The following is a 15,538-nucleotide window of genomic DNA, read 5'->3' as shown; positions in this document are numbered from 1 at the left end:
ATTTATTTTATATTTTCCATAACTTATTAAATAATTCTAAGTGACTTTTTTCTTTGTTGAGGCTATCTGCAACGTAGCTGGCAGTAATAACCCCTGCACATAATGCTGCAAGTTCTTTTTGCGGCTGCTTTATGGTAATCTCACCTTTAGCTTGGGCTTCACCGCAAAGCTGTTCAAATATCTTAGCCATTGTCAAAGAGTTATAATACGCATACTCATTTTCCTCTATGCCATTAAAAAAGTAGACAAACTCCGCATCGATTAATTTCATCTCATTCGCTTCTTCCCCTAAATTAAGGATTGTATTGATATAACTGTCTAAGAACCTAACATATTGTTTATCTTCACTAAACCATCCATAAATATCCTTAAGCTTTTCTTCAAAAGACATGTCCTTGTCCCATAGTTTAATTCTTAAGGCTACTTTAATTGTAAAAATCCTTAAATAATAATGGAATATATGATCCTTAGTAGAAAAGTAATTAAAAAAAGTCCCTCTTGATATTTGTGCTTTTTGGCATATCTCATCTACTGTAATAGCAGAAAATTCTTCTTGTTTTAGAAGATTAGTTACTGCTTTTAAAATAGTTGTTCTTGTTTTAACAAAATTAATTTTTCTTAAAGAAAAATTTTCTAGTGATTGATACATCATTATAAATAAATCTCCTTTCAAATTTCCATTTTTTTTCTTCTAAAGTATGGTCTATTTTCAGCATATTATTCATTTTTATCAAATTATTTTTTTTATTCTCATGGAAAGCTGAAGGGATTTAGTTTTCAAATGACTTACTTAATGCTATAATGTATACATTAAACTATTATTACAATATTTTACAAACCGAATGATTACTAAGAAAGGATTCTTTATAATGTTCAAAAAGTATATTAGTTTTTTATTAACTTTTTTATTGGTATGTTTTTCTTTGGCAGCAACGCCGCTTCCTACACTACACGCAGATGCTGCAATACTTATAGAGCCTAAAACAAATACAATTCTCTACGCTAAAAATGCCAACGAGAGGTTTTATCCTGCAAGTACTACCAAGATCCTTACATCTCTTATCTTATTAGAGGATATGCCGCTTGATACTCCCCTTATCAAAACTGTTTCAAGTACTGCAAATGTACCAGCTGACAGCAGCCACATAGGTATTAGAGTGGGAGAACAGTATACCGCCCTTGAAGGAATTTATGCAATAATGCTTGCTTCTGATAATTTTGTTTCTTATGATATGGCAGTTAAACATTCAGGAAATATCCGTGCATTTGCAGATAGAATGAATGCAAAAGCTAAATCTGTTGGCGCTTTTTCTTCCCATTTTGTTAATCCCCACGGCTATCATGATCCGTATCACTATACTACCCCTTTTGACTTGTCTCAAATAGCAAAAGCTGCATTTAGTCATCCAAAGTTCACCGAAATCGCTGGAAGCAGCACACATATGTTTGTAACCCAAAATAACAAGCGGACTATTCCCCTTAGGCATACAGCGCCCTTGTTAGATCAAGAAAGCCCCTTATATAATCCTCATGTGATTGGTGCAAAAACAGGGTTTCACACGCCTGCAAAACGTACGCTTATCTCAAAGGCTACATATAATAATATTGATCTTATCGGTGTCGTTATGCGCACTGATAATCCTCTTCAATTTCAAGACATGAATACACTGTTTGAATATGGGATGCAAAATTATAGTGTATGGACAGATGAAATAGGCACCGCTTCTTTAATAAATCATTCCTATTCTTCTTGGGCCAAACCCTATATCGACTTTGCTCTAGAACAAGAATGGATTATAGATACAACTAAAAATTATACCGAAACGATTACGAGACGTGAGTTCGTAAATCTTCTTAAAAATATTGTCCCTTCAGAATACAGTTTTCTGCTGGATAATTATATTGACTATGAAGGCCAGTCCATCTATACAGAAAATCTCAAGACAAATTTTAAAGAAATTTCATCTATCTATCAAAGTTTATTAAATGACCTTAGTCTTACTTCAACTTATGTACCGGTTATCACAAATCTCATAAATTACCCCCTTTTATCAAACCCTTATAAAGAAGTCGTTGATTTAATTATTACAGAGGGTATGCAAAGTCAAAACAATGCGACTCTTACGCCTGACACGCCTATCACCTATGAACAGGCAATCGCTCTTACTTATAGGCTTAATCCTATTATGAAGCTCTATAATTCCTATTCATTAATAGGTCTTTCTCATTTGCAGTAGCTTTAAACAGAAAATAAATCCGTTTATAGATATCACCATCTATAAACGGATTTATTTTTTGAATGATTAATTTTTTAATATCAGTCTTTAAGCGGCACACCATTTGCATCATTTGGCACCTGCCCGCAGAGAATAAGTATGCCATCAACAAATGGCCATATCGCGCCAAGCCCACAAGTAAATATTGTCACCAAAAGCTGCGCTACCCCAATACCTGTGTATCCTAAATAAAATCTCCCTACGCCAAACCCGCCTAAAAAGATTTGAAGGAGTCCCGCTGCAACTTTAGATTTTTGTGTTGACATCCCATTATATACAGGACTTTGATTGTACTGCTGGTATTGATTATACTGTCCATTATATTGTGTCTGGTCGCTGTATCCACTTTGACCATTATACGGTGTTTGACTGCTAAACTTTTCTGTTTGATTATATATTTCAGGACTTTCTTTAGGCTGCCCGCAATTTGGGCAGAATTTCACGCCTTCACTTATTTCATTGCCACATTTTTCACAAAACATTTTTACCCCTCCATATATTGTTTCACTCTAAAACCTATATTATTTTTATACTATCATACTATCCCTATTTACTTCAATAGAAAATACTGAATACACTTTTAGAACTTTTAACCCCTTAACACATATAATATTAGTAAAGATATTCCAAGCTATAAGGAGGTTAGAGATATAATGAGTATTGCAATTAGAAAAGACCTAGATGAACTCCACCCCAAAGTAAAAGAACTTGCTCTTAAGCTTCTTGAAGAATGTAAAAAAGCTAAACTTAATATCGGAATAAGTGAAGCATATAGAACCATAGAACGTCAAGACTACCTTTATGCCCAAGGCCGAACACGTCCCGGAAGTATTGTTACCTATGCAAGAGGATCTTCCATGAGTTCTTATCATCAATGGGGACTCGCGTTTGATGTTTACAATAATGTTATTGGGGATGCTTATAATGTGACCATCCTTAACAAAGTTGGTACCATCGGTCAGAAGCTAGGCCTTGAATGGGGCGGAAATTGGGCTAGTTTTAAAGACCGCTCCCATTTTCAATATACCTTTGGATTATCTATTGCGGATCTCAATGCTGGTAAAAGGCCACCTGATTATCTGCCACCAAGTACAGATAACCCTCAAACTACAGATGATCCTTTTTATGAAGCCAGTATCCAAAAGCTTGTAGATAAAAAAATTATCGGCAGCCCTGATTTTTGGCGCAATTTAACCTCAGTTCATATCCCATCTACCCAGAGCCTCATCCTGAAGACTGCAAAGTATTTTAACCCAAATGTTTCTTCTTATGAATCTGCAGTCACACAACTTATTATAAAAGGCATTATTAGCTCGCCTCATGTGTGGCTGGACACCTCTCGTATTACCGTAAATAATATTAAATCTTTAATAAAAAAATCTGCTCAGCTTCTCTAATGAATTAACAGGCATTTTGTAATTATTATTTGCAAAATGCCTGTTAATTATATCAGCGTGTTACATTTTTAATCCATTTACCACTTTTAACTCTAAAGAGCGAGACAATAACTTTAATAGCTTCATCACACTTAAGAATGATAAATACAACTGGTATAGGCAGCTTAAATACGACAGCAGCAATATACCCAAGAGGAATCGCTACAAGCCACAAGAATATAACATCTGTTATAAGTACAAATCTTGTATCCCCTCCGCCTCTTAGTATACCTATCATCAATGTAAAAGCTAATGACTGAAATACCAAAATACCCGAGCTCACTGCAATAATCTGCATAGTTATCGCTCGTGTAGTATCTGATATTTTGTAGAGCATAAGAACATAAGGACGAATCCCAAACATAACAAGCCCCCCGGCTAATCCCAATATAACTGCACCCATAATTAATGTATTTGCATACTCCTGCGCTTTTATATATTCGGCCGCTCCTATTGTATTCCCTATAATAACTGCTCCAGCATGGCCTACCCCCATAATAAATATAGCTACAAACTGCCAGACAACATTATTAATACTCGTAGCTGCCACGACTTCTGTTCCTAATTTTGCTACAATAAACGCTAGGGCTGTAGACCCTAAAGCCCATATGAGTTCGTTAAGTAAAACCGGTCCTCCGACAATTACAAAGTCTTTAAGTAGAAGGCTGTCTGTTTTAAGCAAACATTTAATTTTGAACTGAATTTTCTTTTCTACAAATAACATAAATCCTATTGCAATTAAAAATTCGCACAACCGCGCAATAGTCGTCGCAATCGCTGCACCTCTTACGCCCATAGCAGGTGCTCCAAGATTTCCGAATATAAGTACCCAGTTTAAGAATATATTCACAGCAAGAGACACACTATAAACCACTAATGATATTTTAACGGTCTGTACTGATCTTAAAACATTTATCGTTATATTAGTTAGGGCAAAGAAAATAAAACTTATAAAGATAATCTGCAGGTACTGTGTTCCAAGTGCTACAACTTGCGCGTCTTTAGAAAAAGCACTCATAAATGTTTGAGGAAATACAGCTCCGATTAGCATAAATAACAATGTAAAAATAACACCTGCTTTATACATAATTGATATAATCTTATGTATTGCTTGGGTATCCCCTTTTCCCCAATACTGTGCGATTAATATATTGCCCCCGCTTCCAAGTCCAAATATAAAAATCATAAAAATAAAAAATAATTGATTGGCAAGCGATACTGCTGATAAAGGAATTTCTCCAAGCCTTCCTATCATTACAGAATCTGCCATACTTACAGCGAAGGTGATTAGGTTTTGGCAAGCTATTGGCAGCGCTATGGCTAAAATCAGCTTATAAAAATTTCTATCCCTTGTAATCACTTTTAATTCGCCTCCTATCTTCATAATCCAAAAATATATTCTTCTACAATTCGCATATTCAATCATAGCATAATTCATACCCAAAGTGTAAAGTAATTTTTTCATAATTTTTACATATAAAAAAAGATAGCTTCTATAATAATATGTAGAAACTATCTTTTTAATATCTGCTGATTTTTAAACTTATTATTTAGGCATCTCTATTTTAGATATGCCACCCATATAAGGACGAAGAGCTTCTGGTATGATAACTGAGCCATCAGCTTGCTGATAGTTCTCAAGAATTGCAGCTGTTGTACGGCCTAAGGCTACTCCACTTCCATTTAGAGTATGCACAAATTGTGCTTTATCCTTCATATCATTTTTAAATTTGATATTTGCACGTCTTGCCTGAAAATCTTCAAAGTTTGAACAACTTGATATTTCTACATATCTATCGTAGCTTGGCATCCAAACTTCAAGGTCATAGGTCATAGCTGAACTAAAACCAAGGTCTCCGCTGCACAGTCTTACAACGCGATAAGCAAGTCCTAGTGTCTTAAGAATATTTTCTGCATCCTGTGTAAGCTTCTCTAGTTCCTCATAAGATTCTTCTGGTTTTGCAAATTTTACAAGTTCTACTTTATTAAATTGGTGCTGGCGGATAATACCTCTTGTATCTCTGCCTGCAGATCCTGCTTCTGCTCTAAAACACGCTGTATAAGCGCAGTGTTTAATAGTAAGCTCACTACCTGTAAGAATCTGTTCTCTATACATATTCGTTACAGGTACTTCTGCTGTTGGTACAAGGAAGTAATCTGTTCCCTGTACTTTAAAAGCATCTTCTTCAAATTTTGGAAGTTGTCCTGTTCCTGTCATACTTTTTCTATTTACCATAAAAGGCGGAAATACTTCTGTATACCCATGCTGATCTACATGCATATCCAGCATAAAGTTCATAAGTGCACGTTCAAGCCTTGCACCGAGCCCTTTGTAAAATACAAATCTTGAGCCTGTTACTTTACCTGCCTTTTCAAAATCCAAGATATCTAAGCCTTCACCAATATCCCAGTGCGCCTTTACTTCAAAGTCAAAGCGTGGCACATCTCCCCATCTTCGCATCTCGGCATTATCTGCATCACTGGCACCTACAGGTACTTTTGCATTTGGAAGATTAGGCAGTGTCATAAGAATAGCTTCTAACTTCTCATCAATTTCTTTAACTGCGTTATCAAGATTTTTGATCTCATCTGAAAGTTCTTTCATTTCAGCAAAAACAGCCGTGACATCCTTACCTTCTTTTTTCATAGCAGGAACTTGTTTTGAAACAACATTTTGTTTGTTTTTAAGCTGCTCTACTTCTTGAAGCAACTCTCTTCTTTTAACATCCAATGACGTAAACTCATCTAAGTTGTAGCTGCCGCTTCTTGTAGATAGGATTTTCTTAACACCTTCTAAATCTGAACGTAATAATTTAATATCTAACATTTCTTCACCTCTTTAAGTAGTGTGTGTAACTCATTCTTTGTACATGACATCCATTAAATACCGCCTAGTATCCGCTTGATGTACAATAAAAAACGTCCTTTTACACTTAGAGCAATATACATAATGGTATATACTGCTCTAAATGTAAAAGGACGAGAATACCTCGTGGTGCCACCTTTATTTATCAGCCCTTTCGGACTAACCTTATAGCTGCTGTAAAGGGCAACTCCCTTCTGATTCATCACCAGAAACTCCAAAAGCGGATCACTTTAGCTTGTTTACTAGTTCTCACCTACCACTAGCTCTCTTAAAAACATTTCTAAAGCTTTTCTTTTATCATCGTTATAATATTAAGTATACAATTGGTTATATTATAGAATATCCAAAGTAAAAAATCAAGGAACTTAATTTTTTTTTTTAGTTTGTATAAAAAGAGTTTTTACTGTTCATACTATTATCGTACCAAGTGTGAGGTACATCGCTAAATCCCCCCTCAACCTAGGTTTCTCCCCCTGAAACCTAGGTCCTTTTTTTATTATTGACCACAAAAACGCAATAACTATACATTCACATACTATATATCCAAGAGGTACTCACATGAGAAACGCCATTAAATCAAAATTATCCCTATTGCTTTTACTGTCTATCATGATTTATTGCTTTATTTATCCGCCATTATTCTCCTCAAATACTGTGACTCCAGCTGAACACAAAAACATCATTACACAGTATATCGCAAGTATAAGAATATTACACAATCAAGTATTTTCATTATTTGAGAACGCTATAAGCGTTCCTCCCGAGGATAGTACTCTTTTGGAGTCTAAAATTACTTTTATTTATAGACAAATTGAACAACTTGATAGAAATATATCAAGTTATCTGGATACACTTCCGCGACTTAGTACCGAGCGTAGAGATACGCTTATTACAATGGATGCACTTCATTTTCTTGAAAACTCCTTGTACCAACTTACTGAGTTTATCAGGGCAACTGATTCAGCAACACGTACACAATTATTAGGAGATTTTTATTTTTTAAGAACAGCTACTGCTGATGCACTTAACAGAGTAGAAAATATTATCTTAAGAGAATAATAAAAACATCCTTTAACAGAAAGGTATACACAATGAATCACTATGTTAAAATAAAATTATTTATACCCTTGTTACTATCAATTTCAACTCTTTGCTTGGCTATTTCTCCATTATCAGCTTCAGGTAATGTAGCTATGATAGAACACAAAGAAATCCTCACACAATATATCGAAGATATAAGGAAATTACAAGACCATATCATCACCCTGCTTGAGGATGTTACCGGTGTACCTCCTGTAAGCAACACAGATTTCACATCAGAACTCAGTTTAATTTACAATGAAATGGAAGACGTGGAAAAAAGAATATTAAATTACATCAGCAGTGTCCCTAAACTTAGTTATCAGCGCAGAGATTTATTACTCTCACTTGTGGCACTAAATTCTGTTGAAAACTCATTGTATCAGCTTTCTCAATTTATAAAGGAAACCAGTGGTGTGGAAAAAGCACTGCTATTAGAGGATTTTTATTTTCTAAGAACTTCTGCTTCCGACACCCTTTATAGACTTGAACGCATCATCGAAAGAGAATGACCTGCAGTATTAAGCTTTATCTGCCACTTACGGTTTTCCACTGATAAAGCAATGCTTTTGGGTTATAATCCATAGGCGGCGTATCCGGAAAAAGCTGTATCATACGTACTATATAAACCCCTACCACCAGCAGTGCCAGCAGCAACCAGCCTGTGCGATATCCCCAACTTCTCTCACAGGCTTTTCCCTGAGAAAAAACCTTTATCAAAATCACAATTGGCACCACCCAAAATAAAGGGTGCCATCTTAAAGCTTGCTGGAAGTCCATCTTAAAGAAAGATAACCAGGCTCTCGTTAAGCCGCACCCCGGGCAAGGTATGCCTATAGTATATTTAAATAAACATCTTATATCCGATATATAGAATATAAAGGTACCAAGCCCTAGTATACCTATACTCATTAAAAATGTCCTTAGATGCTCTTTAATCATTTGTCTGCTGCCTGATTTATACATATTAAACCTTTCTATTTTTATTACATTTTAAATAAATTAGTATTATTATAGCACAATCTCTTGGTAGAAACCTATAATCTTTTGTCTTAGTGTTAAATTTTTAACGTTAAATATAACTAATATCAAATTTAGTTATTTATTTTTTTGAACTATTTTTGCCATATTCTCTAATTTTTCAACATTTATGTATACAGTATACGAGTATGTTAAAATATTGACAAAAGTTTTGGCCTATGTTAGCATGATATTGTAGTTAGAACGTAATGACTTATAAAAATAAGTCTTATATTTTTAACCTACTTTGTTAAAAATATAACATATTAATTTATTATTTAATTTAATAGTATTTATAAAAAATGTACACTCTATAATCATTATTTATTAAAGGAGGCCCTTAAAATGTCTGAAAACAAAAAAGCCAAAACCGAAGCTTCTGCTGTAGATGCAGTTGAAATGGTGAATACTTTAGTTAAAAATGCTGAAAAAGCCCTCGAGAAGTACATGTCACTTTCTCAAGAACAAGTAGATGAAATTACAAAGGCAATGGCACTTGCCGGCCTATCTGAACAAATGTACCTTGCTAAACTTGCAGTTGAAGAAACAGGCCGTGGTATATTTGAAGATAAGGTTACAAAAAATATTTTTGCAACCGAGTATGTTTACCACAGTATCAAGTATGATAAAACTGTTGGTGTTATTGATGAAAATGAAGATGAAGGCTATATGGAAATTGCTGAACCTGTAGGGATCGTAGCAGGTGTTACCCCTGTAACAAATCCAACGTCTACAACAATGTTCAAGGCACTTATTAGTGCTAAAACCCGCAATCCTATTATATTTGGTTTCCATCCTTCAGCTCAAAAGTGTTCATCTGAAGCAGCAAGAATACTGCGTGACGCCGCTGTAAAAGCAGGTGCTCCCGAAAACTGTATTCAATGGATTGATTATCCTTCAATTGATGCAACTAATGCACTAATGAACCATCCTAATGTATCTATGATTCTTGCAACTGGTGGTTCTGGCATGGTACGTGCAGCTTATTCATCCGGCAAACCAGCTCTTGGCGTTGGTCCTGGTAACGTACCGGCTTTTATTGAAAAAACTGCTAATCTTGAAAGGTCTCTTACTGATCTTATCCTTTCAAAATCATTTGATAACGGTATGATTTGTGCTTCTGAACAAGCTGCTATTATAGAAGCTCCTATTTATGATCAAGCTGTAGCATTTATGAAAAAACAAGGCTGTTACTTTGCAACTAAAGAAGAAGTTAAAAAACTTGAGCCTGTTGTTATTAATCCTGAAAAACAAATGGTTAATGCAGCTATCGTCGGCAAATATCCTTATGAAATAGCCGCTCTTGCAGGCATTTCTATTCCAAAAGATACGAAAGTGCTTTGCTGTGAAATTGAAGGCGTTGGAGCTGCGCATCCACTATCTCGCGAAAAGCTTTCTCCTGTCCTTGCAGTAGTAAAAGCTAAAGATGCAAATGAAGGTATTGAAATGGCTGAAACAATGGTAGAACTTGGTGGTCTTGGTCACTCTTCTGTTATTCATTCTAATGATAATAATGTGATTGAAGAATTTTCTAAGAGACTCAAAACCGGCCGTGTTATTGTCAACTCCCCTTCAACCCATGGTGCTATTGGTGACATTTATAATACAAATATGCCGTCTCTTACACTTGGATGTGGCTCTTATGGACGCAACTCTACAACATCTAATGTAACAGCTGTAAACTTAATTAATAAAAAAAGGGTGGCGAAAAGACGCGTGAATATGCAGTGGTTTAAAATTCCAGAAAGAATTTACTTTGAACAAGGTTCTGTTCAATATTTAGCTAAAATGCCTGATATCACTCGCGCACTTATTGTAACTGATCCTATGATGATTCAACTTGGTTACGTTGAAAAACTTACGTATCAATTAAATAAAAACGCCAATAAAGTTGCTGTAGAAATTTTTAGTGACGTGGAACCAGATCCAGACCTTGAAACGGTACGTAAAGGCTGCGAAATGATGCGCTCATTCAAACCAGATGTCATCATTGCACTTGGCGGCGGTTCTCCTATCGATGCAGCTAAAGCAATGTGGTTATTCTATGAAAGCCCAGAAGCTGACTTTGTAGGTATGTCACAAAAATTCTTAGACATCAGAAAACGTGTTTATAAATTCCCTAAAATGGGTCATAAATCTAAATTTGTAGCTATTCCTACAACATCAGGTACAGGTTCTGAGGTAACATCATTTGCAGTTATTTCTGACCGTTCAAAAAACATGAAATATCCACTTGCTGACTACGAACTAACACCAGACGTAGCGATTATTGATGCTGAATTTGTAATGTCTGTACCAGCTGCTGTAACAGCAGATACTGGACTTGATGTATTAACACATGCTATTGAGGCTTATGTATCAATCCTTGCTTCTGATTTTACAGATGCTCTTGCTATTAAAGCTATTCAGTTAGTCTTTGAATACTTACCACGTTCTTATAAGTTTGGAGCTAAAGACCCAGTAGCCAGAGAGAAAATTCATAATGCATCTTGTATAGCAGGTATGGCCTTTACCAACGCATTTCTTGGTATAAACCATTCACTCGCACATAAACTCGGTGCACAGTTCCATATTCCTCACGGGCGTGCAAATGCAATACTTCTTCCACATGTTATTGCATACAACGGTGTTACAACACCAACCAAGTTTACAAGCTTCCCTAAATATGAGAAATTCATTGCAGCTGATAAATATGCTGAAATCGCACGTGCGCTTGGACTTAAAGCTTCTACACCAGAAGAAGGTGTTAAATCTCTTATAAAAGCCGTTCAAGATTTAATGAAAGAACTCAATGTGCCTATGACGATTAAAGAAGCGGGCATTGATGAAAAAACATATATGGCAGCTGTCAATGATCTTGCTTATAAAGCATTTGAAGATCAGTGTACAACAGCTAATCCACGTCTTCCTAAAGTTGTTGAACTCGAAGACCTTTACAAAAAAGCTTATTCTAACAAATAAGATATATAAACCCTCAACCAAAAAAGAAACTCACCTGCAGCTATTTCGCAAGGGAGTTTCTTTTTTGGTTTACATAATGCGTCTCTCCAGAAACATTTTATGTATGATATCACTCGTATTAAGTATCAATACTTCTGTAACCTGCTTTTTTTCATCGAAGCTAAGTGTTAGTGTATCTTGCATTTTTATTTTTTTATTGTTATACACGATGCTATATTCAACATGACATGTTAATCTAAACCCTTTTTTTTGCTTACTCATTTCTATCTTCTTAAATTTTATTTTCTCCGTGTCACTAGCTTTTGTAAGACGCAGATATTCTGGATAGATATAGCCTGTTTTTCCCGCTACAAACTGCTTATATCCCTCATCTGAAAAATACGCCTCAAGTATAATAGGCAGATTATCTTCATTTTTATCAGTTTGTGTGTAAGTACTGTAAGTAATCATCTTTGTAATGATTTCTTTTGCCAACTCTTTTTCTTTGTTTTGGCTGCACCCAGATAATACTAGCATAACGAGCAGTGCTATAACTATTTTTTTCATTTAATTCCCCCTATATTAACTATGTAGAGCTTATTTTGTAAATATAAGCGTTCCCCTTCTTACCTATACGTTCTACAACACTCAAATAAGTAAGTACATTGAGGGCTAACTGAGCACTTCTTAAACTAAGTTTTGTATGTTTCTTAAAATCTTTAGAAGTAAATGAATTATTTAGTGTATGTGGGATAAACTGTTTATAATCTTGCGGGCAGCTTATATTTATCTCCTCTATTAACTGGGTAGGAATTCTATCCTTCCTATAAGCCCCTCTTTTTTTGTCTCGGCTCCAACCATTTAATAGCTTATATTCCTCCATATCAATAAGTACAATACAAATTGAAAGACTCGGATGTATCAGCAGATCTTTAATCTTATAAAGTTCAAAGAATATTTCATAAGGGGAGCCTTTTTTAGGTGATTTACGCTTTGGGCTAACCTCACCGCTCTCTACATCAATCCACGATAACCATTTTACATGGGATATAGGATAGACTATTGTTACCTGATACATTTCTAAAAAGCACTCTAGCTTTTTTCGAAGCTTAGAAAACTGCCTTGTTTGTATCTCTATAATTTCATTTTCCCGCTTAATATCTGCCACAAAGCGGCCTACTTTTACTTCATGAAAGTTTATATTATCTTCTATATAATGCTTAACTACCGCATGAAGTGTACCTTCCTTTAATGTACCTATTCCCAAGCCAAGGTTATCACTTTTACCAACTGCCTCTTTTGCACGCTCAAACTTTTGCTCATCCATACGTTATTTACTTTTTCTCTTTTCATATTCATACATCAAATAGCCGCACTCATCCATCCCCAAGTTTTGATAAGTTTTTTGAGCTATTTGATTCTCTTTTTCTACATAGAGTCTAAGACCTATTACCTGCTCATTTGTATCACACATTTTCTTAATATAGTCATAAAGCGCTTTAAAAACCCCTTGTTTTCTATAATTTGCATCTACATACACACTTTGTATCCATAAGAAGAATCCATTTCTCCAATCGCTCCATTCATAAGTATACATGATTTGTCCAACAACCGTGCCTTCTACCTCACAAACGTGGTACACCCCTTTACTTTCATCTTCTAGAAGGGCTTTAACCCCTCCGATCAAACATTCACGGTCTAGTTCTTTATCTTCCGTTTCTTTTGCTAAACGGTAATTGTATTCTGCAATGATCTCAAAATCATCTAAAGTCGCTTTTCTAATTTTCATTACTGTACTCCTTTACCTTATAGTTTATATTCATATTAACACAAATGATTAAATTATATAAACAAACTTAACTTAACCCTATCTAAAATGATGTGGGCAAGCTGCAGTTTACTCATCACAGGATACTGTGTTTGGGTGCCATCTTTGTTAATAATAGCCGCAATATTCGTATCTCCCTTAAAACCCGCATGCTCTTCTTTAATATTATTAGCCACGATAAAATCGAGATTTTTATTTTTTATTTTTTCTACAGCATATTGTGTAATATCTTTTGTCTCTGCTGCAAATCCTACTAGTATTTTATTGCCTTTACTACTCCCTAAACTTTGCAGAATATCTGGATTTCTTGTAAGCGCAAGCGCTATATCATCTCCTGATTTTTTTATCTTTTCTTCGCTCACGTTTAAAGGTCTATAATCAGCTACCGCCGCAGCTTTAATGACAACGTCCGCCCATTCAAAATGCTCATGAACAGCCTCGTACATCTCCAGTGCGCTTTCTATATCTATTCTTTCTACTTTATAAGGAGTCTGCAAATGTGTAGGTCCTGAAACCAATTTAACACTCGCCCCTCTTCTTACGGCAGCCTCAGCAATGGCATAACCCATTTTACCAGAAGAATGATTTGTAATATAGCGCATCGGATCTATTTTTTCTACAGTCGGCCCTGCTGTTACTAAAATGTTTATCCCTTCTAGCTCCTTTGTTGTCTCTAGATAGTTCATTACTTCTTCTACAATAATGTCCGTCTTTTGAAGTTTACCTTTACCTAAGTCTCCACATGCTAAACGTCCGCTGTCAGGTTCTATAAAATGATATCCTTTACCTTTTAAGCTGTTTATATTTTCTTGTACAATAGCATTTTCATACATAAAAGTATTCATAGCTGGCGCAAATACAATAGGACATCTTGCTGCCATAATAGTCGTGCTCAGCATATCATCTGCAATCCCATGCGCTACCTTACCAATAATATTTGCAGTCGCCGGTGCAATTAAAAACAAATCCGCTTTTTTGGCAAGTGCTATATGCTCTATTTCCCAACTTTTTGTTCGGTTAAAGGTATCTGTAACTACAGCATTATTTGAGAGCGACTCAAAAGAAAGCGGCGTAACGAATTCACAGGCATTTTCACTCATAATAACATCTATATTAATATCTTTTTTGCGAAGTGCACTTACGATATCCAGCGCTTTATAAGCTGCAATACCCCCTGTCACCCCTATTACAACATTTTTTTTCATTTAGATCCCTCCTAATCAGTCTCTATAATTAAATAAGAGCAGACCTATTAGCCTGCTCTAAAAACTATTTCACATCTTTTACAAGTATAGGCGCAAGTGTTTTACCTATGGTTACAGTAATGAGTGCAGCAACAATGGCTTCTGGCACCCCATTCACTGCAATAATTCCCATTATAAATTTAAATAGAACATCAAATCCTATTTCTTTAACTGCTGCATAACTTTCTCCAAAAAATATATAGATTCCACCTAAAACGAGTAACGTATTTGTCAGTGAGCCTGTAAGACCTGCTGTAATATAAGCTAAGATCTTTGACTTGTCTAATTTCTGGACAGCTCTAAAGCTATAATGCGCAGTAACACCAATTAGTATTCTTGGAACCATAACAATTACCAGACTCCATATGTTTCCGTTCATTTCTCCTACTGAATAAAAGGGTGAGAAAACAAAAGAAGTAATTGTTGGGTTGATAGTATTAATAACAAGTGAGGTAAGTCCAAAAACCGCCCCAAGTATCGCACCTGCCCCAGGCCCTATCAGAACACCTCCTAAAATAACAGGAATATGTACCGTTGTAGCTCTCGTCACGCCTACTGGTATAAACCCAAGTGGAGTACATGCAAGAATAATCTGGATTGCTGCAAAGATAGCAATAAGCACCATTTTCTTTGTACTGTTTAATTGTTTCATAAAAAGCCTCCCTAAACTACCACTCTTTTTAAAAGATGCAGTGTTTTAAAATAAATTATCATTATTATTTTAAAACTATTTTACTAAATTGTCTACCGCTTCATTAAATAGCGCAACTTTTTTTCTCCCTTTTATCCAATCACTTTGTAGTCGTTTTCAAATAAAAGGCTGGCTCTATACCTTATAAATAAGATTA

Annotated in this window: 15 protein-coding genes and 1 other annotated feature; of the genes, 5 read left to right on the top strand and 10 right to left on the bottom strand. The window is 35.3% G+C overall.

The features are described from left to right. Positions 1–7: 7 nt before the first annotated feature. Positions 8–652 (bottom strand): TetR/AcrR family transcriptional regulator, encoded by a 645-nt coding sequence (locus tag BN3326_RS12830; RefSeq protein WP_069999645.1) that lies wholly within the window; start codon positions 650–652, stop codon positions 8–10. A 217-nt stretch (positions 653–869) separates the two neighbouring features. On the opposite strand from BN3326_RS12830, the gene BN3326_RS12825 reads away from it, so the two are divergent. Beyond that, positions 870–2,237, top strand: a complete 1,368-nt coding sequence (locus tag BN3326_RS12825) for a D-alanyl-D-alanine carboxypeptidase family protein (protein WP_069999644.1) — start codon at positions 870–872, stop codon at positions 2,235–2,237. A gap of 80 nt (positions 2,238–2,317) precedes the next feature. Here BN3326_RS12825 and BN3326_RS12820 read toward each other — a convergent pair whose 3' ends face one another. Next, a complete protein-coding gene (locus BN3326_RS12820; protein WP_069999643.1) occupies positions 2,318–2,758 on the bottom strand; it encodes a TM2 domain-containing protein in 441 nt (146 codons plus the stop codon). Between the two features lie 171 nt (positions 2,759–2,929). Here BN3326_RS12820 and BN3326_RS12815 point away from each other — a divergent pair, with 171 nt between their 5' ends. Beyond that, positions 2,930–3,673, top strand: coding sequence for a M15 family metallopeptidase (locus tag BN3326_RS12815; RefSeq protein WP_069999642.1), 744 nt, complete (start codon positions 2,930–2,932; stop codon positions 3,671–3,673). Between the two features lie 52 nt (positions 3,674–3,725). Here BN3326_RS12815 and BN3326_RS12810 read toward each other — a convergent pair whose 3' ends face one another. Beyond that, positions 3,726–5,177: an MATE family efflux transporter gene (locus tag BN3326_RS12810; RefSeq protein WP_242875999.1), complete on the bottom strand. Its 1,452-nt coding sequence runs from the start codon at positions 5,175–5,177 to the stop codon at positions 3,726–3,728. A gap of 81 nt (positions 5,178–5,258) precedes the next feature. After that, positions 5,259–6,539 carry a serine--tRNA ligase gene (gene serS, locus BN3326_RS12805; RefSeq protein ID WP_069999640.1) on the bottom strand — a complete coding sequence of 427 codons (1,281 nt, stop codon included), beginning with the start codon at positions 6,537–6,539 and terminating at the stop codon, positions 5,259–5,261. Positions 6,540–6,684: 145 nt separating this feature from the next. Beyond that, positions 6,685–6,888: a binding site (T-box leader), on the bottom strand. Between the two features lie 248 nt (positions 6,889–7,136). On the opposite strand from serS, the gene BN3326_RS12795 reads away from it, so the two are divergent. Continuing rightward, positions 7,137–7,637, top strand: a complete 501-nt coding sequence (locus BN3326_RS12795; RefSeq protein ID WP_069999638.1) for a hypothetical protein — start codon at positions 7,137–7,139, stop codon at positions 7,635–7,637. Positions 7,638–7,669: 32 nt separating this feature from the next. Further along, entirely contained in the window at positions 7,670–8,170 is a 501-nt protein-coding gene (locus tag BN3326_RS12790; RefSeq protein ID WP_069999637.1) for a hypothetical protein, read from the top strand. A gap of 16 nt (positions 8,171–8,186) precedes the next feature. Here BN3326_RS12790 and BN3326_RS12785 read toward each other — a convergent pair whose 3' ends face one another. Next, positions 8,187–8,624, bottom strand: a complete 438-nt coding sequence (locus BN3326_RS12785) for a DUF2752 domain-containing protein (RefSeq protein WP_083258701.1) — start codon at positions 8,622–8,624, stop codon at positions 8,187–8,189. A gap of 399 nt (positions 8,625–9,023) precedes the next feature. On the opposite strand from BN3326_RS12785, the gene adhE reads away from it, so the two are divergent. Further along, entirely contained in the window at positions 9,024–11,639 is a 2,616-nt protein-coding gene (gene adhE, locus BN3326_RS12780) for a bifunctional acetaldehyde-CoA/alcohol dehydrogenase (RefSeq protein ID WP_069999636.1), read from the top strand. Positions 11,640–11,708: 69 nt separating this feature from the next. Here adhE and BN3326_RS12775 read toward each other — a convergent pair whose 3' ends face one another. The 5 genes from BN3326_RS12775 to BN3326_RS12755 all read right to left on the bottom strand — a co-directional run bounded on the left by BN3326_RS12775 (position 11,709) and on the right by BN3326_RS12755 (position 15,342). Then, the gene (locus tag BN3326_RS12775; protein WP_069999635.1) at positions 11,709–12,185 is read right to left on the bottom strand and encodes a lipoprotein; all 477 of its coding nucleotides are present in this window, start codon (positions 12,183–12,185) and stop codon (positions 11,709–11,711) included. A gap of 19 nt (positions 12,186–12,204) precedes the next feature. Continuing rightward, positions 12,205–12,945 carry a DUF8091 domain-containing protein gene (locus BN3326_RS12770; RefSeq protein WP_069999634.1) on the bottom strand — a complete coding sequence of 247 codons (741 nt, stop codon included), beginning with the start codon at positions 12,943–12,945 and terminating at the stop codon, positions 12,205–12,207. A 3-nt stretch (positions 12,946–12,948) separates the two neighbouring features. Beyond that, the gene (locus BN3326_RS12765) at positions 12,949–13,407 is read right to left on the bottom strand and encodes a GNAT family N-acetyltransferase (RefSeq protein ID WP_069999633.1); all 459 of its coding nucleotides are present in this window, start codon (positions 13,405–13,407) and stop codon (positions 12,949–12,951) included. Positions 13,408–13,460: 53 nt separating this feature from the next. Next, complete coding sequence (gene coaBC / locus BN3326_RS12760) at positions 13,461–14,651, bottom strand: bifunctional phosphopantothenoylcysteine decarboxylase/phosphopantothenate--cysteine ligase CoaBC (RefSeq protein WP_069999632.1); 1,191 nt, start codon at positions 14,649–14,651, stop codon at positions 13,461–13,463. A gap of 64 nt (positions 14,652–14,715) precedes the next feature. After that, the gene (locus BN3326_RS12755; protein WP_069999631.1) at positions 14,716–15,342 is read right to left on the bottom strand and encodes an ECF transporter S component; all 627 of its coding nucleotides are present in this window, start codon (positions 15,340–15,342) and stop codon (positions 14,716–14,718) included. Positions 15,343–15,538 lie beyond the last annotated feature (196 nt).

The organism is Cellulosilyticum sp. I15G10I2, assembly GCF_900095725.1.
Taxonomy (GTDB): Bacteria; Bacillota; Clostridia; order Lachnospirales; family Cellulosilyticaceae; genus FMMP01.
This window is presented reverse-complemented; position numbering and strand designations above follow the sequence as displayed.